This window comes from Pseudoalteromonas sp. ATL1 (assembly GCF_058933015.1).
Genome location: NZ_JBZYXL010000001.1, coordinates 194,514 through 217,777, shown reverse-complemented (window position 1 = coordinate 217,777; position 23,264 = coordinate 194,514). Strand labels below are relative to the sequence as shown.

At 43.9% G+C, this 23,264-nt stretch carries 17 protein-coding genes and 1 pseudogene; 13 read left to right on the top strand and 5 right to left on the bottom strand.

All coding sequences use genetic code 11. The features are described 5' to 3' along the window. Positions 1-39: 39 nt before the first annotated feature. Positions 40-939 (bottom strand): LysR family transcriptional regulator, encoded by a 900-nt coding sequence (locus AC5FX4_RS00905; protein ID WP_493604684.1) that lies wholly within the window; start codon positions 937-939, stop codon positions 40-42. Positions 940-1,041: 102 nt separating this feature from the next. Here AC5FX4_RS00905 and AC5FX4_RS00900 point away from each other — a divergent pair, with 102 nt between their 5' ends. Continuing rightward, on the top strand, positions 1,042-2,241 hold the full coding sequence (locus AC5FX4_RS00900; protein ID WP_493607747.1) for an MFS transporter: 1,200 nt from the start codon (positions 1,042-1,044) through the stop codon (positions 2,239-2,241). After that, complete coding sequence (locus AC5FX4_RS00895) at positions 2,241-2,759, top strand: GNAT family N-acetyltransferase (RefSeq protein WP_493604683.1); 519 nt, start codon at positions 2,241-2,243, stop codon at positions 2,757-2,759. The genes AC5FX4_RS00900 and AC5FX4_RS00895 overlap by 1 nt, the downstream gene beginning before the upstream one ends. Positions 2,760-2,910: 151 nt before the next feature. Here the strand turns inward: AC5FX4_RS00895 and AC5FX4_RS00890 are convergent, their stop codons facing one another. Both AC5FX4_RS00890 and AC5FX4_RS00885 read right to left on the bottom strand, forming a co-directional pair. Further along, positions 2,911-3,582, bottom strand: a complete 672-nt coding sequence (locus AC5FX4_RS00890; protein WP_493604682.1) for a DUF1707 SHOCT-like domain-containing protein — start codon at positions 3,580-3,582, stop codon at positions 2,911-2,913. A gap of 220 nt (positions 3,583-3,802) precedes the next feature. Further along, positions 3,803-5,846, bottom strand: a pseudogene (locus tag AC5FX4_RS00885) (glycoside hydrolase family 97 protein). Positions 5,847-6,031: 185 nt separating this feature from the next. Here AC5FX4_RS00885 and AC5FX4_RS00880 point away from each other — a divergent pair. Together AC5FX4_RS00880 and AC5FX4_RS00875 are read left to right on the top strand one after the other, a co-directional pair. After that, positions 6,032-6,670, top strand: coding sequence for a methylamine utilization protein (locus tag AC5FX4_RS00880; protein WP_493604681.1), 639 nt, complete (start codon positions 6,032-6,034; stop codon positions 6,668-6,670). Next, positions 6,657-7,895 (top strand): hypothetical protein, encoded by a 1,239-nt coding sequence (locus tag AC5FX4_RS00875; RefSeq protein ID WP_493604680.1) that lies wholly within the window; start codon positions 6,657-6,659, stop codon positions 7,893-7,895. Before AC5FX4_RS00880 ends, AC5FX4_RS00875 begins: the two co-directional genes overlap by 14 nt. A 58-nt stretch (positions 7,896-7,953) precedes the next feature. Here AC5FX4_RS00875 and sthA read toward each other — a convergent pair whose 3' ends face one another. Together sthA and AC5FX4_RS00865 are read right to left on the bottom strand one after the other, a co-directional pair. Continuing rightward, positions 7,954-9,387, bottom strand: a complete 1,434-nt coding sequence (sthA, locus tag AC5FX4_RS00870; protein ID WP_493604679.1) for a Si-specific NAD(P)(+) transhydrogenase — start codon at positions 9,385-9,387, stop codon at positions 7,954-7,956. 33 nt (positions 9,388-9,420) lie between these two features. Next, positions 9,421-10,566 carry an acyl-CoA desaturase gene (locus AC5FX4_RS00865; protein ID WP_493604678.1) on the bottom strand — a complete coding sequence of 382 codons (1,146 nt, stop codon included), beginning with the start codon at positions 10,564-10,566 and terminating at the stop codon, positions 9,421-9,423. 120 nt (positions 10,567-10,686) lie between these two features. Here AC5FX4_RS00865 and fabR point away from each other — a divergent pair, with 120 nt between their 5' ends. The 9 genes from fabR to AC5FX4_RS00820 all read left to right on the top strand — a co-directional run bounded on the left by fabR (position 10,687) and on the right by AC5FX4_RS00820 (position 23,031). Further along, the gene (gene fabR, locus AC5FX4_RS00860; protein ID WP_493604677.1) at positions 10,687-11,295 is read left to right on the top strand and encodes an HTH-type transcriptional repressor FabR; all 609 of its coding nucleotides are present in this window, start codon (positions 10,687-10,689) and stop codon (positions 11,293-11,295) included. A gap of 156 nt (positions 11,296-11,451) precedes the next feature. Further along, positions 11,452-12,150, top strand: a complete 699-nt coding sequence (locus tag AC5FX4_RS00855; protein WP_493604676.1) for a hypothetical protein — start codon at positions 11,452-11,454, stop codon at positions 12,148-12,150. Positions 12,151-12,162: 12 nt separating this feature from the next. Further along, the gene (locus AC5FX4_RS00850) at positions 12,163-12,582 is read left to right on the top strand and encodes a hypothetical protein (RefSeq protein ID WP_493604675.1); all 420 of its coding nucleotides are present in this window, start codon (positions 12,163-12,165) and stop codon (positions 12,580-12,582) included. A gap of 365 nt (positions 12,583-12,947) precedes the next feature. Further along, positions 12,948-16,190 (top strand): M4 family metallopeptidase, encoded by a 3,243-nt coding sequence (locus tag AC5FX4_RS00845; protein ID WP_493604674.1) that lies wholly within the window; start codon positions 12,948-12,950, stop codon positions 16,188-16,190. Positions 16,191-16,301: 111 nt separating this feature from the next. Further along, positions 16,302-18,287 (top strand): Hint domain-containing protein, encoded by a 1,986-nt coding sequence (locus AC5FX4_RS00840; protein ID WP_493604673.1) that lies wholly within the window; start codon positions 16,302-16,304, stop codon positions 18,285-18,287. Positions 18,288-18,325: 38 nt separating this feature from the next. Further along, positions 18,326-19,561 (top strand): hypothetical protein, encoded by a 1,236-nt coding sequence (locus tag AC5FX4_RS00835; protein WP_493604672.1) that lies wholly within the window; start codon positions 18,326-18,328, stop codon positions 19,559-19,561. Between the two features lie 10 nt (positions 19,562-19,571). Next, the gene (locus AC5FX4_RS00830) at positions 19,572-20,417 is read left to right on the top strand and encodes a GEVED domain-containing protein (protein ID WP_493604671.1); all 846 of its coding nucleotides are present in this window, start codon (positions 19,572-19,574) and stop codon (positions 20,415-20,417) included. 10 nt (positions 20,418-20,427) lie between these two features. After that, positions 20,428-21,900 (top strand): internalin, encoded by a 1,473-nt coding sequence (locus AC5FX4_RS00825; RefSeq protein WP_493604670.1) that lies wholly within the window; start codon positions 20,428-20,430, stop codon positions 21,898-21,900. A 72-nt stretch (positions 21,901-21,972) separates the two neighbouring features. After that, complete coding sequence (locus AC5FX4_RS00820; RefSeq protein ID WP_493604669.1) at positions 21,973-23,031, top strand: hypothetical protein; 1,059 nt, start codon at positions 21,973-21,975, stop codon at positions 23,029-23,031. The last annotated feature ends 233 nt before the right edge of the window (positions 23,032-23,264 follow it).

Sequence of the window (23,264 nt, the reverse complement as noted above, 5' to 3'; positions counted from 1 at the left end):
CCTGTTTGTGGCTTGCGTTTATCACAAGCTGCAAACATTTTAAATTTCCTTACTTTCTCTTTCCGATAACTCTTTCTTTAAATGATCGACGAACATCCGCGTTTTCAGCGGTACAAAGGTCGTTTTAGGGTAGTAAGCCCAAAGCTGTTTGGTCGCAGAATGTAATTGAGGCAGTACGTTCACAAGCGTACCGTTATTAAGCTGCTTTTGGATATAACTGGGAGAAATAAACATCAGCCCCATACCTTGTATCGCCGCTTCAAGTATCGAATCTAAATGGTCAGAGACAAAGTTATAGTGATTGAATTCAAACAATGAGCCATCTGACAAGACGATGTGGCCCTTTCTTTGATAGTAGTTACTGAGTAACATTTTGTGAGATTTCACATCATCAATATTGTTAATTGGCGTATGTGTACGTAAATAGCTTGGTGCCGCAAACAGACGCATTTGATAGTCCAGTAGGCGTGTGCCTTTGTGCGCGGCGGAATCAAATTCGTCATATTGTCGAGTAATAACAAGATCGTGATGTAGATCGGGTGGGGCGCCTGGCGCGAGCACATTGAGTTGAATTTTTATCTGCGGGTAGCGTGCCAGAAATGTTTGGATGCTGGGTAGTAAAATACTGCTGCCGACGGCTAAAGTAGCCGCTATTTTGAGCGTGCCTGCTGGGGCGTTATTAACGACTTGGCTGCATTCCATAACGCGTTCAAATTGCTCAATTAATGCTCGTGCGTCGGGTAAAAAACGGTGTCCTTCCTCGCTTAAATTAACTTGCCGAGTGGTACGCACCAATAGGCTCATACCGAGTTGCTTTTCAAGCCAATCAATTCGTTTGCTCATGGCAGAAGACGTGATATTTAAATTATCCGCAGCCTGCGTGAAGCTATTATAGTTTGCAATGGTTACAAAGCTTTTTACTGCCGTTAGCCAGTCCATTATATATTCCTATCGCGACGTAATGTTGTGCTGATTACAGTGTTTTTGTTCATTAAAGTAAAGTTTATATTAGTACTTCATTGAATAAATCGTGTGTTGAGTATGCTTTTCTTCGCCATGTTACTGTTGTCTTGCTCGCAATTAGCCAGTCAAATATTTTTGCCGGTTTTGCCTCAAATTGCCAAGGACTTGTCACTGTCACAAAGTTGGAGTCAGATGATGATTGCGGGTTACTTTGTGTGTTTAGGGTTATCTCAGCTCGTCGTGGGTCCTTTGCGAGATAAGTATGGTGATAGAGTGGTGTTTCTCGTTGGGCAATTCATATTTGTACTGGGTAGCGTGTGCTGCGCTATTGCTGATTCTGAACTGCTGTTTTCGCTAGGGCGAGTGCTTCAAGGGGTTGGCGCTGCTTCACCGCTGTTGGTCAGTCGCACATTACTGGTGCGAGTTTATTCGGGTGCTCAGTTGAAAAATGCGTTAGGCAGTATGTCGGTCGTTGCAAGTTGTGTGGCGATTATGTCACCTTGGTTTGGTGGGGTTTTAGCAACTTGGTTTAGTTGGCAATGGTTGGCTTGGGGTTTAGCGGGCTATTTTGCTGCTATCGCGATTTTGGGATTTTATATTTTGCCCCATAACACAAAAGTCGTTAAAGCGATTTCATTGCACCCTAAAAAACTGATTCAGCAGTATCAATCACTGATTGTTGCGCCTCAATTTATCGCAATTGCCACATTTAAATGGGTGCCTACTTTTATCTACCTAACGGCACAACTGTATTATCCTTTTGCGCTACAGCATTATTTTCAACTATCACCTGCTCAATTTGGCAGTGTGATGATGTTACCAATGAGTGGATTACTGGTCGGTTCAATTGTGAGTAAAAAGCTTTTCCAACATATGAGCGCTGCGTCGGTAACGGCGATTTTTTGGCCTTTACTTATTTTGAGTGGCGCGTGCTTCTTATTTTTGCCATTTACACTATTGAACGCGTTATTGGCTTATGGCTGTGTCATGATGTTATTTGGTGGCTATTTTGCGATTTATATGCAGTTGATCAATGTGCAATTCGAGGCATTTTCGGGTAGCGCGAATGCACTCGTTGGTGCCTGTGAGCTGTTGATTTTTACCCTGTTAGCGGTGGTTTGTAATGCTTACTTTATTGTAGAACCCGCCGATCTGGGGGGGATCATATGGGGTGTAGCGATTTGTCTCGCGATTGCGTGGTACCGTTTATTTATACCGTGCGACGTCATTCGATATTGGTTTAATTTTGTAAAACATAAAGTTGTAAGGAATAGCTGATGCAGTTTTCAACGCCACGTTTGGCAATGCGTTTAATGGCAATGACAGATCTTCAGGCGAGCTATGCGCATCGCAGTTGCCCACAAACATCACGTTATATTGGTCAACCAGTGACTTTAGAGCAAGCTCGTGCCCGTTTAGAAGAAGGTTGTAAGCCTTGGGGTGGTGAGGAGCATCAACGCCTCGCGCTGGCTATCACCCTACGCAGTGAGGATAAGTTAATAGGGGAGTTGATGTTCAAATATGTGAATAAAGAGAGTCTTGTCGGTGAGATAGGGTATCGATTACACAAAGACTACATTGGTCAGGGATTCGCATTTGAAGCCGTGAATGCGTTCGTGAAAACCCTTTTTAATACACAAGAGGTGATGAAAATAACCGCCTTATGTGCGACAGAGAACACTGCCTCTTGGAAGTTGATGGAAAAACTGGGTATGCAGCGTGAAGGAGTATTACGTTCCCATTTCTTACTTGGGCAGCAAAGAGTTGATGCTTATTGTTACGGGTTATGCCGTTAATATACTTAGCCTAAGTTTAGGACCATTTGAAGAGGAAAAGGGGAGTTATCTCCCCATCTGGTTGGTCATTATTTGAGTGCACTGATCTTTTAGCTATGAATTTTGTTTAGATCCTAGAACTTTCACGGCTTATGTGCCAACGAGCTCTATGTTAATAGCGCTTTCTTTCATCAAAAAGTGACTTTAATCCATCGGCAAATTGTTTCATTTTATCTAGCTTGGTTTTTTTCACGCGAATTTCAACACTGCCGCCAATCACTCGACCTTGTACTGTTATTTTTGGACGCTGTACGGTTGATGTATTGTAAGATAGCTGAGCGCGATTGGTACCCACGTAGCCCATAATATTGGTAGTGTTGGTAATAACATCAATATTTTCAGGTACAATAATTTCATCGCTACCCATAATGCATTTTACGTAAATAGTGACTTCTGGGTGAGTAAAAATCGCATTTCTAAAATCTAATTCGACGCTACCTAAGTAATTGGTCAGATGTATTTCTTTGGGGACAACCCACTCGCCGCTGCGATGATCAGAACTTAAGATAGACGTGATCTGTAAACTTTGAGCGTGATCGGATGAAGCGGTAAACTTGGGTTGCATACGCGCTTGTTTCTCACTGTGATAACGGGGATCTGATTGTAGCGGTAAGTCGGCAACCAAGGTTTGCAGTTGGTTTTGGTCATCTATGCTATAGGCTTTATCTAAACGGCGCTCAAAAGCATCGGCAGATAGTTCTCCATGGCTATAGTTCAAAATTAGTTGATCTATTACTTCTTCTCTTACTGTTTCTAGTGGTCTATCGCTCAAAGGCACTGTCATGGCTCAATTCCCTGTTGATTATTCTGTTTGCATAAATGATAGCAAGTACTGAACCACTTTTTTAGTTCTTTTAAATCAATAGGTTGAGTTGTTTGAAAATATTGGTATGAGCGTAATATGCTAATTGTTAGCAAAATAGCGTAAGTTTTGGGTAAATTTCTATTTAACAACGTACGAGAAAAAAATTGAACAGCGCGTCTGGCGCTGCTCAATTCACTTTTTAAAGCGCTTTAAAGCGAATCGCGGTACCACCGCTGGTGGCTAGATTCAGCGTTAAAGTGTCTTTTGCAGTTACAACACGTTTAACTATATCGAGATCATATGGGTTATTTTTCCATTCGGCCTTTTGACCATCTTGATAAATTTGTGCTTCAAAACGTTGGTCAGGCTCTAAAAAGTCGAGTTTTACGGTGATGCTGCGTGCTTGTTCATCACTGATCGCACCTAAGAACCAATCGTTACCAGAGTAATGTTTATGCTTTTTCTCTTTACGTGCAAAGACTACGTAGTCACCCACTTCACCCGCCAAGGCGATACTTTTTTCCCAATCCGTTGGTACGTCTTTGATAAATTGAAAAGCCCGCGGTTTAGCCATATAGTTTTCAGGCAAATCTGCTGCCATCTGGATTGGGCTGTATAACACCACATATAGCGCAAGTTGTTTCGCTAAGGTGGTTTGTGGGCGATTGGTTTTATCGCCTAAGCCGTTAAAGCTCATATCAAAAATGCCCGGTGTAAAATCCATTGGGCCGGACAGCATGCGAGTAAATGCGAGCATCGGCGTATGCTCTGGTGGATTAGGCGGTGTGCCCCATGCGTTAAACTCTTGGCCGCGTGCACCTTCTCGGCTTAGCCAATTGGGATACGTGCGACGCAGGCCGGTATCTTTGATGGGTTCATGGGTATTGATGCTGATCTTGTATTTTGCGGCGAGTTTGACGTTGTCTAAGTACTCGTTTGCCATAAACTGTCCATCGTGCCATTCGTAGCGTGCAAAGCCGCGTTCATCAATACGCTTGATGTTACCGCCATCCGCCACATAGCCCGTTTTGACTTGTCGTACATTGGCTTTTTCATAAAGCGCAAAAGCGTCTGCCATTTGTTTTCGGTAGTTACTGACATTACCAGAAGTTTCGTGGTGACCAATAAGCCGCGCACCGACTTTTTTGCCGTGTTCACTGATGGCGTTTATATCAAAGTCTGGATAGGCCTCGGTGAAGCTAAATACATCGCCATTAAAGAACCAATCGCCATCCCAGCCAATGTTCCAGCCTTCTACCAGCACACCATCAAAGCCATGCTCTGCAGCAAAGCTTAAATAGGTTTTTGTTTGCTCTGTGGTGGCACCATGTTTTTCACCGCTGCCCCAAGTATTTTTGCCGATGTGCATGCCCCACCAAATACCCAGATATTTGCCCGGTTCAACCCAAGATACATCGCCTAACTTGTTTGGCTCGTTAAGGTTTAAAATTAAATGGGAGTTAAGTAAATCGATGGCTTGATCGCCAATTTGTATGGTGCGCCAAGGTGTTTTAAAATTGGCCATTGGTTTTTACGCGAATGCCATCTGACCAAGGCGTTAAATCGGCGACAAACGTGCCAGGGCGGCGCTGGTTTAACGTCATGGCCGCATAATCAACTAATGCGGCTTCATGCACGCTGATGTGAACACCATCGGCATTTTTCATGGTAAAAGGAGTATGAACATGACTGGCTTGCTGAAGTGGCGTTGAATTGTAAGTATATTCATAACGATTCCAACCACGGGCAGGGATCCACCAAGCGGTGCTCTTGTGACTGTCTGCAAAGTTAAATTCGGTCAGTTCTTTGGTGATGAAAAGCGCGTTAGGCTGGTTTACTTCATAGCGAAAGCCTAACCCATCGTTAAATACTCTGACGCGTAAGGTATATGCCGCTTTGTGTGTTGTTTTATCGGAAAAAGTAACCGCAAGTTCATTATGATGATCGTCAATTAAACGGGCTTCACCCCAAGGTTGTTGCCATGTTTGCTGGTGGCTCGAAGTCGTATTTGCCGTGATCTGCAAATTATCGCGCATAGCGGGTGCACGTTTGAATTCAAAGCCTAGTTTTGAGTCTTTTAAAATCGCTTTGTTGTGAAAGCTCACCTGATACTTTGGTTGCGACTGGTCGTCGTCAATGGTGAACTTGATAGCGCCATCGGGTGATTGCACGGAGTAACTGGCGGCTTGCAGCGCATTGCAGCAAAACGCGCTACACAGAGTCAAGGTGCTTAATAAGCGCATGGTGATCCCTAAATAGTTGTCATAATAAGTGTTTCTTTAGCATACTTTGTGGGAGGGGAAAGTCTGAACTACTTGCATACGTATTCAGTTGAATGAAAAATTGGATGAGCAAGGTCTTATCCATTAACAAAGTAAGTCATTGCATGGCCTATACTTAACGCCAATATGGTATCTATGGAAAGCAGATGAAAAAAATAATGATGTTGCTCTGTTGTCTCAGTAGCTCTAGTCAGGCATTGGAAGTGCTGCTCACAGATCAGCAAAATCAACCAATTAAAGGTGCAGCCGTTTGGCTTGAGGGAGATAAATGGCCCATCAAACAAACTTTTGCGGAACAAGTATTTTCTATGGGACAAAAAGACCGAGCATTTGCCCCCCACCTGCTGGTTGTGCCGCAAGGTGCTCAGGTTGAGTTTCCAAATTATGATTCTATTTTGCATCACGTTTATTCATTTTCGCAGGCAAAACCATTTGAGCTAAAACTGTATCGTGATAAGCCACAAGCGCCGGTTGGCTTTACACACACTGGGGTTGTGGAGCTTGGCTGCAATATCCACGATTGGATGCTGGGCTATATCTTGGTCGTTAACTCGGGGATATTTGGCATTAGCGATGAGCAAGGTCGCGTAAAGTTAGACATGACAAGTACACAACTTGGTAACGGGCAATTACATGTTTGGCATGAGCGTTTTGAGAACCTGAATCAACCAGAGATGAGTGCGTTGACGGTCACCGGAATTGAGCAAGTGGTGCACTATCAAGTCAAGCAATCGTTACTCGAAAAACTAGATTTTCTAACGGACGAAACCGATGAATACGAATAAGCTACTCGTTGCGGGCATGATGACGCTTTTCGTTGCTCAAGCGACGCAAGCGCAATCCATGTCTACGCAAGTTAAAGGGGCCGTTGATATCGGTGTAACCAACACTGCGGATATGCCTGCTTGGTTGCAACAAGGCTGGGGGATTGCCAGGTTTGGTGAAAAAGCCGATGCGCTGAATATCACTCGGGGCGTGTTGTCACTGCGCACTGATGTAAGTTCTGCTTGGTCAATACACGCGGTTGGTCAATATGTGCCTGATCCCAATCATAAATTGGGTATCACTGAGGCCTATTTACATTATCAACCCCTGTCTCAAGGTTATCAATTCAGTACCAAGGTAGGCGGATTTTATCCTCGTCTATCACTAGAAAACCCGGCGATAGGTTGGTCGTCGCCGTACACTTATCATTATTCAGCATTAAACGCATGGTTAGGAGAAGAGGTTCGTACCTTTGGTGCTGAATTTGAATTAAAGCGCGCTGCCCGTCGTTTTCGCTCAAAGCATGATGCGAGCTTGATAGGCGCCGTGTTTAAGGGCAATGATCCAGCGGGCACCATCGTGGCGTGGCGAGGCTTTGTGCCACATGATAGGCAAAGTGTGTTGAATGAGCGTATTGCACTTGCGCCATTGAGTGCATTAAGAGCGCCGCAGTTGCGTCATCAAAGCCAGTATGTTGAACCATTCTCTGAGGTGGATGGCCGTTTTGGCTATTACTTTGGTGTCCATTGGAGTTACCTTAAACGCCATACCTTACGTGCCTATTGGTACGATAATAATGGCGATCCGGCAGTCGTGAACTACACAACGGGCCAATATGCTTGGGATACCAAGTTTTGGAGTTTAGCTTGGCGCAGTAAACTCAGTGCGCAAACGCAATTGATTGTGCAAGCCATGTTGGGGAATACGGCGATGGGGGCAATACGTGGCGTAGACAACGATTTTAACAGTTGGTTTGTGATGTTGAGTCATACCTTTGACGATTATCGCATGAGTGCACGGGTTGAGCAGTCCAAAGTATTGGATAAAGATCATTGGCAATTTGACGAGAATGAAAGTCTTACCCGTGGCGCGACGTTTAACGTACAAAAGTCATTGTCAGAGCATTGGACCTTAGGTGGCGAGTGGCAGTGGATAGCATCCGATGCCTATTCGCGCTTGGCGGTTGGCCGTCCGCTTTCACAGTATGAGCATATATGGCGCGTGACAGCTCAGTATCACTTTTAATAAAACGCCGCAGGATTAAACTGCGGCGTGTTTATTTTTCATGTTAAAAAGTGGCGGGTTAGTCACATAAACGGTTTAAACCATTCAGCGCTGCTACCCGATAGGCTTCAGCCATGGTTGGATAGTTAAAGGTCGTATTAACAAAATACTCGATGTTATTGCCAGGACCTTTTTGTTCCATAATTGCTTGACCGATATGCACAATTTCAGAAGCGCGTTCGCCAAAACAATGCACGCCTAATAGCTCTTTGGTTTCTGCATGAAATAGCAGTTTTAAGCTGCCCACTTCGGTCCCCGTGATCTGTGCTCTGGCAAGGTGCTTAAACTGCGCTCTGCCCACTTCATAAGGAATTTTTGCAGCAGTGAGCTGTTGTTCTGTTTTGCCCACTGAGCTCATTTCAGGAATGGTATAAATGCCCGCGGGAATATCAATGATGAGCTTATCCGCACATTCGCCATGAGCGATGGCATCGGCGGCAATACGACCTTGGTCAAATGCGGCACTGGCAAGGCTTGGGTAGCCTATTACATCACCTACCGCATACACGTTTGCAACGTCTGTTTGATAGTTCTCGTTCACTTTTAACTGGCCGCGGCCATCGGCTTTCAAACCAATTGCTTCAAGGTTGAGATCTTGGGTGTTGCCGGTACGGCCATTGGCAAACAGAATACAGTCGGCTTTTACACGTTTACCCGATTGTAAATGCAATACCACCCCGTCATCGCGCGGTTCTATTTTGGCAAACTCTTCATTGTGGCGAATAACAATACCGCTGTTCCAAAAGTGATAGCTTAATGCATCGGATATTTCAGCATCCATAAAAGCCAGTAGACGGTCTCGCGTGTTGACCAAATCAACCTTTGCGCCTAACCCTTTAAAAATAGAAGCATATTCACAGCCAATGACGCCCGCACCGTAAATTAAAACCCGCTGAGGATTGTGCTCAAGACTTAAAATCGTGTCGCTGTCGTACACGCGAGGGTGTGTGAAGTCGACTTCTGGTGGACGATAAGGTCTTGAACCTGTGGCAATCACGATGGTCTGTGCGGTGAGGATCTCTTGCGAGCCATCCACGTGCTCAACTTTGATGGTGTTGGGGTCAACAAAGCTGGCATTGCCTTGATAAAGATGAATGCGGTTACGCTCGTAAAAACTGCTGCGTAAATTGGACTGTTTAGAAATGACCGTGCTGGCATGATTCAAAATGTCTTGAAAGGTATGACGCTGTGGTCGTTCAGTAAAGCGATACAGTGGATTGGCTTTGTATTCAATCAAGCGGCTAACAGAATGGCGCAGTGCTTTTGATGGGATGGTACCCCAATGTACACAGCCCCCGCCTACGGCTTCTTGGCGCTCGATCACCGCGACCTTTTTATTACTTTTTGACAGGTTCATCGCGGCCCCTTCACCTCCGGGGCCAGTGCCGATAATGATAGCGTCGTATTGAAACGTCTCTTCGACGGGTGCTGATTTTTGCTTTGGCTTAGCCACGGCCTCTCCTCACTGTTTGTCGAGGCCGTCAAATTAACTAAAAGACGGTTTTAACAGCCTCGCATTTAATGCTAACCACGCTTGTTTTTGTGATTGCCAAGCCGCTTCTAGTTCCTGATATTGCTTCATCAGTGCCGACTTGTCGTAATGCTCAAGCATGGAGTCTTTTTTTGCTTCAATTAATTGCTTTTGCACGGTGCAAAATGTCTGTAATTTTTTTAGAAGCAATTCATACTCTTGTTGTAACAATGTAAGCTTATCTTGCGCTAAAGGCAATTTTGCTAGGCGTACTTTCGTCTTGAGTAGCAAGGTTTCTGCCTTGGCTTTTTCAATTCGCTCAACAGGTGTGCGTTTTAGTTTTTTCGCTAAGCCAACAGCGGCCATCGCGCGTATCATCCATTTGGTTGGATCGTAGTGGTACCAACGAATGCCATTGCGGTAGTCACTGGCAAAAATATGATGGAAGTTATGATAACCCTCACCATAAGTGAACAAGGCTAAAAAGCCATTGTCACGGGCGGTATTTTTCTCAGTGTAAGGACGTGAGCCCCAAATATGCGCTAACGAATTGATGAAAAAGGTGAAATGCTGGCTCAATACTAAGCGTAATACGCCTGCTAATAGCAACATGCCTAACACCTCAATCCAACCTGTGGTAAACAATAAGCCCAATGCCAGTGGAATACCAATATTGGTCAGCAGCACTAACTTAAGATAATGGCGATGCTGAAACATCACGATGTTATTACGTTGTAAGTCTCTTGCATTTGAGTAATCGCCATAGCTTTGGCCTTGATAGTCACGTAGCATCCAACCAATGTGGCTAAACCAAAAACCATTGGTTGCCGCATACGGGTCTTTAACGGGGTCGTCTACCTGACCATGATGAACGCGGTGGTCACTACTCCAATGCAGTGCACTATTTTGTAGTGCGAATGCACCACCTAGGGCAAATATCCACTGCATCACAGGGTGGGCGTCATACGCTTTATGCGCCCAAAGGCGGTGGTAACCAGCAGTAATTGATAAACCGGCATAAAACATACACACAACAAAAGCTACCCAATGAGTAGCAGTAAATCCATAGGTAAAGCCGTACCAAGGTACAAGCGTTACAGCTGCCAAAAATGACAAGCTAAAGAATAAAACATTGGTCCAAATGAGTGGTGGTTTTTTCATGATTAAGTCAAGTTAGTTGAATTTCAGCGTACACTTGTACGCTAAAATAATCTTTCATTCTTCCCCCGTCAAGTATTAGACTTGGGTTCGTTTTAAAAAAGTCGCCATTGGAGTGTCAAAATGTCGGGTGTTCGTGCACAACAAAAACAAAAAACTAGGCAAGCGTTAATTGAGGCTGCCTTTAATCAGCTTAGTGCAGAACATAGCTTTTCCAACTTAAGCTTGCGCGAAGTAGCTCGTGAAGCAGGCATTGCGCCTACTTCTTTTTATCGACATTTCAAAGATATGAACGAGCTAGGTTTAACTATGGTGGATGAAGCGGGACTCACTTTACGTCAGTTAATGCGTCAAGCACGTCGCAGAATTGCCAGTGGTGGTAGTGTGATCATCACTTCTGTTGAAACCTTTATGGAGTTTATTGATACCTCCAGCAACCAATTTAGATTGTTATTGCGAGAACGTTCAGGCACTTCAAAAGCGTTTCGTGCTGCCGTGGCACGAGAAATAAAGCATTTTATTTTAGAGCTTGCACACTACCTTGAAACCGAAACCCCGTGCAATCAAATGCATGCCTATATTCAAGCCGAAGCCATGGTGACCTTAGTATTTAATGCCGGTGCCGAAGCCCTCGATCAAGACACGCAGCAGCGTTTAGAACTGACTGAAAGATTGATTTGGCAACTGCGTTATATCGCCCGAGGTGCGAATCATTATGGGACTAATTCTTAACTCGTTGTAAAGCTCTAAGCGTAAGTTCGATCAATAATGAATTTAGTAAATTTAATGTAAATTTTGTTGATCAAAAAAATATTTATTCGTATGCTCCTAAGATATTGGCATGATGCCAAAGCAGTCTTTTACTGTATGTACTCAAAGGATACTGATATGAATAAGCCGCGATTTACACTCTCTCTATGGCTATTTGCTGTTACGACTTATGCCGCAGAACCCCTCTCATTTGCAGAGCAAGTAAACAACAATACAATTGCTGATAGCTACTTTATCTATAACCAAAAATCTGAGCAAATCCCCATTATTGCCTACGCGGATGGAGAAGGTATGGCCTCTCTACTTTTACTGGTATCCAAGGAGCAAGATCCCATAGATGCATTTTATGCTTGGGTTGTCGCAACGTTAGAAGGCAAAAGCTATCAGTATATTGAGGGGAAATCGGGTCTGAAAATCGTTAAGCTAGACAATAAAGCCAGTGAAATTCTCTCTACTTCGCTCAATTCATATGACCCCAGTAAAATATTTTATGAGATAAAGCAAAAGCTGACCAAAGAAAATAGCCTGTTTTACGTAATGCGCTTTGAAGATGAGGCATTACGACAGCCTATTGAACTGTGTTTTATTACCCGTGATGGTTGCACAAAGCAGGCTCGCTTATCTGCTCGCTTGGGGCATAACAGTGAAATCACGTTTACGTTGGTTGATGTAGGAAATTGGTCTTTGGAACCGATGACGCTAAAAATAGAAGGGGCTGTTAACCAATATCTTAAGATGTTGGCTAAAGATTGTTCTGTATCTTACACAGGCTCAGATAAAAGTGTTTCTAAAACAACAGTATGTGAATATAAATAATGGAAGGGATGAATGAAAATGCATGAAAAAGGAAAGTTACTGGCAGTGATATTTGGAATGTGCCTAAGCGCTGTTAGCCATGCGATGAGTGCAAATATGGACGACGCAGTAAGTCAGCGAGAAATGAATAACGAGCAGCCGAAAACGAGAGTACTTATTGGTACTGATAGTAATGAAAAACCCATATGGATGTGTCTAATGTATTCACATATTGCATGCGAAAATATTAGAGAAGTCACCATTAAACACGGGGCTAATGAGCAGCTAATATTTGATATCGCGCGCGTTGATGATATGGCATTTGATGAAACTAAAGCTGCCGTGATCCGTGAAATTCACAAATATACCGAGCAACATGGTTATCAATGCCATATAAACATTGTCAAAAAGCCGGATACAGTCGTTAGGCAGTATGTTTGTATCCGCGCTTAAAGCGACCGAAAGTAGCAGCTAAAGTATTGCGTCCTGTGAAGTTGGTAAGTAGCTGCTACGCCCATTCCCCTTTAAAACTCAATAAATAGCCTACTTCGTAGGCATTACACTCAACCATTTTTACCAATTCAGTACCTAATTTACATTACTTTTTAGTGTGGAATATTTTATTCATCGCAATATCACAATTCGACTGAGTAAAAACTCATGTTTATTTTTTAACCTCATCAAGCACTTACTCAAACGTTAACATTATACACACTTTTTTGTTATTCAATTGTTAAATTTGATGCATTACTCTATCTCCTAAGATAGTCACAACTGTGGCTGGGTTATTCTCCAAAAAGAATCAAAAAGGAGTTGCAATGAATAAGCTTTCGATTTTGGTGGCAGGTAGTTGTGTTGCTTTTGCAGGTCATGCAGCACAGATGCAGCCATTGCTAAATCAAGCACACCTTTGGAATAAGGTTGAGCAAGCGCTTGCGTTAGAAGCCGGTGATACCCAAAAAGATGGGTTTGCAATACATCACAAGTTGTTAAAAAGAACGGGTGCGCAAGGTGAATATGAGCACTATCAAACGTTTGTTGGCCAGTGGCCTGTGTTAGACAGCCGATTTGTGATGCATAAAGATAGTACGGGTAGCACGCAGCAAGCATTTGGACGTGCGCTGGTAAGTACGCATGAAAAAACGCTTTTACCGCCAAAGCGCTTCTTACAATCCAATACTTCGTTATTGAGTGACATTGCTAATCGTTTAGAGATTGCAACCGACAGGGCTGAGCTATCACGTGCTTATCAAGTCAACAAGAGTCAATTGCAAGCTGTGTTGGTCATGAAAATTGCCGATGGCGAACAGGTTTATCGTTATCTTCTGGATGCGAGAACTTTGGATGTGATCAGTCGTGAGCAAGATTTAGATAAGCTCAATGATGCATCCACCCTCGTGGCGGGGGGCGGTATTGGCGGTAATGAAAAGCTGGGGGCGATTTGTTATTCACCCGAGCCTAACAGTATGAACAACTGCATAAATTACCAGTTTGATTCTATGAGTCCAAAAGGAAAAGAGTTGCAGTTTCAGGTGCAGAATGCGGCAATTTTCTCTGCCTTCTCTGGTTATCCGTTCGTTGTGAGCAAAGCGGGTGACACCTGTACGTTGGAAAACCCTTATGTACAAACCATTGATTATTTAAACGATAAATCAGTGGCTGCGAGTTACACCTGTGGTGTGAATAACGAGCATTTCAATAAGCAAGCGATTGAAGATCAATATTACAATTACTTCAGTTATTTAGCGGTGAACGAAGCACATTTCAATGCGGGCGTGGTCATGCAGTTCTACCATAGTTTGTTGAGTGAAATGTACCCAGCGCAAGGGGTCTCGTGTTCGACGTCGGGCTATTGTTTGAAACAACTCAAGCAGAATGTGGGTAACAATACGTTTGGTAATACGCAAGCAAGTTGGGATGACACGCATGTTAACTATGGTACTGGGAACTATGGTGGCACACATTATTTCCATACAACGTTAGATGTTGTGGCGCATGAAGCGAGCCACGCGGTAACGTATTGGAATAGTCGTCTTGGTTCTTCAGGTCAAGACGGCGCGATTAACGAAGCATTCTCAGATATAGCCAGTGTGGCCGTGCTTGATTATTTACAAAGGCATGCGAGCGGTGCTTACACCCAGTCAACACAGTTTGCCGAGCAAACAAAAGATACGCAAGATAGTTATCAGCAAAACCGTAAATGGTGGTACGGCTGGGATGTGATGTATGAAGACAAAGGTGCCCGCTTTTTTGAAATGCCATCGTGGGATGGAGGTAGTATTGACCACTTCAAGGACTACCAGGCAGGTTTATCCATCTATCACACGGGTGGCGTGCTTAGAAAAGCATTTTACGAGCTAGTTAAAACGCAAGGCTGGACAATTGAACAAACATTTAAGTTGTTCTTACGTGCCAATGTTGAGTGTTTTTTCCCGGGTAACAGTATTGCCGATGCGGGACAATGTTTATTATCGCAAACGCGTAACTTTACCGAGTATGGCAGCGAGACGTTGTTGAAATCGCAGCTTGATCAAACCTTGCATTCGGTGGGGATTATTGCCAGTAACTCGCAGTTATCATCATTGGATGTGGACAGCTCAATCAATTACGACACGGTAAAATATCGTTTATCGTCAATCCCTTCATCACAAATAGATAAGTTGGAAGTGCTGTGGGGTGATGGTAACCAAGAAACGTGGCAATCGGGCACAGGCGTTGATATTTATCCGTTCCTTGAACGCGAGCGTAAGGTCAATGAATCTGAACTGATCCGTTTCAAACTGGCCGTGACGAAAAAAGATGGCCAACAAAAAGTAGGTTATCGTCATTATTACAGTCGCGCTGTGGGAGCCGCATGTGAACCTTATTTCAATCAAGGACGTGTTCACACCAACAGTTTGACGGTAAACAGCAATCAATTTTCTCTAGATGGCACACGTTATCAAAGTATTTTGTCCGAGACGGTGACGCTGAATCGTCACAACGAGCATGTTGTAAGTGTGCCAGCTGGCCTCAGTGAACAGCGCGCTACGGTACTCGTGGATAGTAATCGAGACGGCTTATTCACTGCGGATGAGCGTGTATTAGATGGCCAATTAATCGGCTCTACCGGTGAGGTTCGCTTTAAACTACCAGACAATATCAATGCGGGTGTAAGTATGCTACGTGTTGCCATTGGTAGCGAGTACAACTTCTATGATACCTGTGGTCACACCAAACTGGCGCAGGTTGTGGATATTAAAACTCAAATAGATGTGCCTGAACTGCCTATTAGCGCTGGGTTTGACTACCAAATTTTGGCAAACAACGCCGTTAAGTTTACTAATACCTCCGTTGTGAATGAGCTGCGTCAACCTAAATACGAATGGGACTTTGGTTTTGGTGAAACCAGTACGTTGAAAAACCCAGGCACCATCAGTTATCCACAAACGGCTGGCAACTATACCATTGAACTCAAAGTGAGTTATCAAGATGGCAGCAATGAATCGAACGTTGTTCGTAAGTCAATTTCGCTCACAAAGCCACAACAGTGCGTGGTTGGGATCAGCAACCCTGATAACGCCGATGCCCTATACATTGATGACATTAAAATGTGGACTTCCATTCTAGACAGAAAAACGGTGTCAGGCGCCTCAGGAACCAATAGCAGCGCATACAGTGAACTGAACACGGATCTGGAGTTTCTTCGTCGTCAAGAACTGACTGTGGATATTGTCACCAATGAGATCAGTGAAAGTACCGCTAAACGCCTCATCGAAAATCGTGAAACGGACCTGAGATTTACGATTTGGTTAGACCAAGATCGCGATGAAAAATTTGAAGCGGGTGAAGAAAACTTCAGTGATATGAATAGTAACTACACCAAGCATTGCGTGTCGGGGCGCTGCACCATTACGGCGAGTCAATCTCTGTTCTTACCGGACGTGTGGTGGTCATCGAAAGACTATGTGATACGAGCACGCCTTGAAGAGTTACCTCAGGCCAACAAAGGTCAAGATGGCTGTCATAACTTCCACTATGGCGAAGTCACAGACTTAAAATTCACGGTTACACGTTACTAATTATTTCTTTTTCAAGCAGTAAGGGTCCTTGCATCTATGGATGCAAGGCTCCTGAGCCTGTGCTCAAAAAAGTTCAATATGACTATTTACTAATAAAAAAGGGATTAATAAATGAAACTTATCAGCTTATCCGTCGCGTTGGCTCTGGGAGCCGCTTCATCACTGGTTCAAGCGCAACCAGTTGCGACTTCGGCGCAGGTTAACGCCCCAGTACTTAAGATCAATCAAGGTGCTGTCACTACGGACCTTTCGAAAAAGCAGAATATCCAAGCGCTTAAAGCTCGCTTACATAAATATGGTTTGAATGAGCAAAATAGACCTCACCTTTTCAACGTGATCGACAAGCAACATGCGCGCGGATTAAAGAACAAGCTATCGACAGCAGCGAGCATCTCGACTAACGACGGTAACTGTAATGTGCACACGGCTAGCTTATGTTCGTTTTTCAAACATATGGGGGTTGAAGTTGCGACTTTACCGGGTACTAATGAAGAGTATTTGATTGTTTCAGCACTAAACAGTGAGCGCATTAGCACTGACTACACGATGATTGATATCACTTTGGTTAACGAAAAAGGCCAGCCAATCACGTTACCACGCTACTCTGAGTACTTTGGTGATGACGTGGACAATAAAAAGCGTAAATCGATTTATTCAGCGGCACGTTTAAGCGATGCCTTGAACAAGTTACAAAGTGCCGAGCGCATTTATGCCGACGCCTGGGTGACTGTGGTGTACACCGACGCGTTGGGTAACGAAATTGTTGAAGACAAAAACTCAAAAGTAGAGTATTCGAAAGATACGCTATTAGCGCAGTTAGGCTTAGCGGTACCTGAGCTTGCACAAGACGATGCGATGATGAGTACGCAAGATGTGGGCACATTACAAACAGATTTCGGTCCGTCTATCAGTCATCCAAAAGACACAACATCGAAAACGGAAGGTACGCCAGATAACAAGATCATTGTTTGCTTAAATCGCGACTACGGTGACTGTGACTACGAAAATATGTACCCAACAAATACGCCAAATGATCAGTTAAAGTTAAAGATCCCATTTGTTGGTGAATACATGTTGATGGGTAAGGTGACACGTATTTATCGCCCAGATTGGAGCGTATTGGATGCAAAGGTCGAAGCTGATGGCAGTGTAAGCTTAGTGCCAGGTCCAAAAGTCACGAAACCTGAACTAATTGATTTTGGTACAAATATCTTCATTCAAACGAAAGAGGGTGGTGGGGCAACTTCCATTTCTGGTGATCAATACTCAGATATTCAGAACTTCTTTGCTGATAACATTAAATTAGAATACATCCCGTTTGGTCGCCGCACTAAAACTAAACTGTCATGGAATATTCCTCGCAACCAAGGTGTGTTTGGTGATGCCACGCTTTACGGCCGCTACCAAGATGCTAACTGGATCATGAATATTGCGGTAGACAGTGAACCGCGTCCAGGACAGGCCGCTCGTGAAGGCACTATAGTCATCGGTTCTGCTGGTTTAGGTTCTTGGGAAAATATTGATTATCCGCAGATGCAAATCGTGTATAGCTGTCTAGCTGAAGGTAGCATGATCACTGTGCCTAACGGTAAGCAAGTGCCTATCGAAACACTTAAAGTGGGCGATCATGTTTTAGGTGCCAGCCAATACAATACCGCAAATCACTTAGCGCTTGAAATTAAAGATATTTCAGTCGGTGTTGAAGTGCTGCCTATGATTGAGCTCAGAACGCGTTCAGGGAAGAAACTGTTATTGACCGAATCACACCCGGTGATCATGCAATCAGGCGAATCTATTTGGGCTAACGAAGTACAACTGGGTGATCGTATTCAAACCCAAGATGGCATTGAGTTTGTTAGCAAAATCAAAGAAGTTAAGTTCAAAGACAAGGTATACAACCTACGCTTAGGGCGCAGCAAGGATGACCCAAGATATCTGGAAGGCGAAACCTTCAGTATGTTCGCAAACGGTTTCCAAGTGGGCGATCTGGCAATGCAAAGCATCAATGAATTCAAGAATGAAACTGAAACTGAGCAGGATGTTCTGAATCGTTTACCTGAATCTTGGCACAAAGATTACTTAAACAGCATCAAGTAACGGGTATGGCCCGAAAGGGCCATCTCAAGGAGTGAACAATGAAAAAAATGAAATACATGAATTTGCTTATCGCGACCTTATGCGCGTCAACCGCTTTTGCTAACGAGTCGGTGTTAGACGAGCAACTAATGGGCGTTAAAAGTGACAATATCGATGCTGTGCCATTGGGCACTGCTTATTTAAGCAAAGGGCAAAGTTATTTAGGTTTACAGTCTGTTAAAGGTGCGCAAGCTGAACACCTTGGAAATAGCAAAATCGACTTTCGTGTCGGTGTAGATTTGGGTTATGAACAGGCGCTCAAACTCATTGATGGTAAAGTGGATGCGGGCTTTAAATTTCCGGCCGTACGTGTGGATGCGGGTGCCAATTACGCCAAAGATATTAGTGCTGACAAGTACACGGGCACTTACACCGTGTACTCGTCAATGAAACCCAAATCGCGCATGTTAGTGCCAAGTGGCAATATTGGTTTTGAACCAACGCAGGCGGCGACTGATCTTGCGGTTGCACAACCGGGAAACAAAGAAAACAACTTAGGTGATGGCTTTGTACACGGTTTTGCATATGGCTCTAATGTGGTGATCAACATGAAAATTGATTACCGCAACGAGGTAGATAAACGTTCAATTGGTGGTTACTTAAGCGTTGATTGGATCGGCAAGGTGAAGGTTGATGGACAGCTACAAAAATTGGATGACAGCAAACGTCAATCGGTGAAAATCACCATTAGCGGTTACCAAAGTGGTGGTGAGCCAAATCGTTTGTTGAATATCATTCCTAATGGCATTATGCGCTGTACCCTACTTAACCCAGAGCCTTGTTTCCAACTGTTTGAGTCTGCAATCAACTATTTGAAAAATGACTATATCAATCAGTTTGACTCGCTAGATGATTACAATGTCACCGAAGCTTATATCGCTAATTATCAAGATTCGGGTCCAGCACTACAAACATTGGTACCACAGCAAGGGTACGTAGCAGCCAACTATCTCACCAAGTTGGTAGTAAAAGAGTTGACTGCACGTTGGATTGATGAGCGCCTAACTTATCGCCGCGCGAAAAATCTACAACGTTATTACGCATCACAATTTACCAATGAGCAGTTGAATCAATTAAGTGATATCGAATCGGCTAGCCGTAACAATGCTAATTTGTTCGCCGATATGGTGGACTACTGTGAGCAAAACCCTGAGGGCAACTACTGTATCGAGTATGAAGCGGCTAACTTGGCTTATTACAATGATTACAGCAGTTACAGCGACGTATTGAAGTAAGGAAACAACCATGATCAAACGTGTATTAATGAGCACAGCGGTACTGTGCGCATCTGTTGGCGTGCAAGCGAACGATGAACTTGAACAAAACGCAAACTATAACGAAGTAGGCGATTTACTCACCGTATCACAAGCACAAGGGCGTTTTGCTTGGTTAGAAAAGTGCTATGACGGACTTTTGGTGGAAATTTGGGAGCAATCTCATGACACCACTCAGATTATCAGTAAAGAAGAAAAGCTGAAGCAGCTGCGCACTTTATGGTTGTCTAATGACAAGTTAGCAAAAGGACGCGCTCAGTACCTTACATTCGCGAACAGCGACTTTAGCAATCCTTATGACTGGCGAGCGGGTAACAGTGAACACGATGCCTGTAGCACGATGCCGCCAGAGTATGTGCCCGTTGCTTTGCAAACAACGCTACTTGCTAATCAGTATTGTGAAAACCAAAGCTATGACAATGAATGGGAGTGGATCTCTAAAGTCACAGTGGAAGAGTTTGGCCATGAATCAATGAGCCACAGTTACACCGCCGTAACGGGCAAAGTGATCACCTTACCTGCTGGACGCGCTGTAAAAATGTCAGTGACACCGGGTAACAAAGAGCCGCAATATCCTTCGTATGTAGCACTACGAGTATGGATTGATTGGAACCAAGATGGCCAGCTGAGTGAATCTGAAATGGTTTATAAATCAGCGTCAGATGGTGTTTTCCAATTTGCTTTTGAAGTACCCACCGATCTGCCTGAAGGCGTAACGCTGATGCGTGTGGCGACCGATGCTGGTGGCGGCTCCGATGATGCGTGTAAGCGTATTCAATACGGAGAGGTAGAAGATTACTTGGTGACAATTCGTTAAGGACAGAACTATGAAACCTATTTATTCAACGATGCTACTGCTAACACTGGGCAGTGGTACGGCTCTAGCGAAAGGGCCAGACATGACAGCAAAAGAAGGCATTAACTCAGGTTCTGCTATTTCAGGCCTAATTAATGATCATATTGCAATTGGCACAGCGTACGATAGCCAAACAAAACGCTTTTTAAACGTACAACCGGTATCAGGCCGTATTGATGAAACTTTTGGTAACACCGAAGTGACCTTCAAAACCGGCATTGATATGAGCTACGACGACTTGCTTAGCACCCTCAATGGTAGTGTTGATTTAGACGTTAACTTCCCTGTGGTACGCGTCTCTGCGGGGGCGTCACTTGCCAAAGAAATGGCGTCGAGCACTTATTCAAGCTCGTATACTTTCAGTGCCAACAGCACGCCTAAGAAACGTCTGTTTTTACCACAGGACTCGAATGTGGGTTACACCTTGTCTCAAGCTGGCGATGAAATTGCGAATAAGCACCAAGCTAAATTGCAGCAGTTAGCAGGCGATGAGTTTGTAACAGCTATCGAATATGGTGCCAACATCATGGTTAACCTGAAGATTGATTACGGTAGCAACAAAGATAAGTCTGAGATCGGTGGTTATTTAGATGTGGACCTATATGGTGGTGTTTTCAATGTGGGCGGCCAACTGAAATATTTACAAGATGATACGAAGTCATCGGTAAAGATCACGGTGCGTGCTATTCAAAATGGCGGTGATCCAAAGCAGCTGTTGAGTATCATTCCAAACAACATCATTACTTGTTCGCTGGATAACCCAACGCCATGTTTTGATATGTTCCAAGAAGCGGTGAAGTACGCCAAATCAGGCTTTGGGGCACAGCTTAACTCGTTGACTGATTATAATGTTGTGCGTTACTACACCACACGTTATGACAACTCATCACTGGCACTTCGTCCATTGGTCGCAGATTACCAAACTATTCGTAATGCGACTAAGTGGTTGATCAGCGAGCTGGAAGATGACTTTAAGCAAGCGGTTTTAGATGAGCAGCGCGCGACGAGCTTATTGACGAGCTACTATGCTTACTTGCCTGAATCGCAGCAAACGGCAGTTAAAACTATCCAAAACTTAGCCTACGACAATGCGTGGTTCTTGTATAACGCAGCGCAATTCTGTCGTGATAATCCATTTGGTACATCGTGTGAAGACGAAGTGCAAAAAATGAAAGACGACTGTACGCGCCGTGGCAAAACATGTCCTGCAAGCTATGACGTGACACAACTGCAATTACCACAATCAGACCGTTTGGACTGGAAACAGTGTGAATTAGCGCGTCAAGAAGCCGTTCGTGCAGGTGTGGTAAGTGAGGAAGAGAGCGTTAAATATCGCAACATGCGTTGGGCACCGACGTTCATCAACACCAGTGCACCAGCCGTTGGTATTGTGAACTGGCGTTTGTGTGAAGGGGCGTTAAGCACCTATGACACGCAGTTTTAACCTTGATTAAATGCATCCAAAAATAAAAGAAGTGAGTCATCGCTTCTTTTATTTTATTGCTAAGGAGAACCCATGAGATCAATGGTCTTGAATTTTCTGTTGATGTTGGCTGCGTTTAACGTGCAAGCACAGCGCTACTATAGCGATAAGTTTGATGAGCTGGATTTAGGGCGCGCTTTTAATACCGCACTGCATCAAGGTGCAGATAAATGCCTAACTGGTAAAGTGAAGTTTCATTCTAAAACATCTGGGCAATTGGACTATTTACAACGCTTGGATGAAACACAAATTAGACGAAGAACTTTTGGTGAGGTACATGGCGGCGTTAATTTGTTTATTGTGGCAGGCAGTGTATCTACGTCAATCACGCACAGAAACGCAACAGACAATCTCAGCCTGACCTCACAATTACACCTCAAACTATCGCAAGGTCATAGTACGCTAGAAGATAGACAAGTGGTGAAAGGTGCCACACAATGTGGTGATGACTTTATATATCAAGTGAACTACGGGCGCGATTTGTTCATCAATGCAAGATTGCATTTTAAATCGGAAGCGGATTATAAAAAGTTTGTCACCAAAATAAAAATTCGCGTGCTGTTTTTCAAAAAAACCAAAACCAAGGTGAAGGAAATAGAGCGATTTGCACAAAATGCGGTATTGAGTATCGATGCAAACTCTAATGGGCCTTTGACGCCAAAGTTGCAGCAGATCCTCAATAGTAACCCGCAGCATTGCCGCGGTGAAAATATCTCACCTTGTTTAAAAACGCTGCAAGCATTAGCTGACTACGCATTTGGTGGTGAGTTGAGCAATGAACTGAATTCGTTACCTAAACAACCACGCAGTATCATCACCAAAGAGTATGAAGAGTCGGGTCATTTTGATATTGCGCAAACAATTAATATTGAGGATGGCGCCCAGTATGAAGGTATTTGGCGTGGTGTTGAAGAGCGCTATGGTGCCGCAGTGAGAAGACTACAACGCGCAGAAGCATTTTTGGCTGTAGCAACAGAACAAGAGCAAGCTAGTGCGCAGGCAGAATATGATGCAGCACAAGTTAGTTTAAACGATGTGGCACAATTGCGTGATACCTGCTTAGCACAGCCTTGGCTTGGGCAGTGTGGTTAATACAATAAATATGTAAAACGTGCGCCCATAAATAATCATCTTGTAGCTACTTCGAATGCGTGGTACGACGAAAATCAAAGTTATACCTTGGTAGCTACAGTTTCTTAAAGCGTTTTCCTTCTTCTTTATTTCTACTTTCCCTACATTTATTTGAGCAAATTGAGTTGATTATTTTATTTGGAAGCCACTCTGTTTGTGTAGAAAATGACAATGTTGTTGAATTTTATTCACTA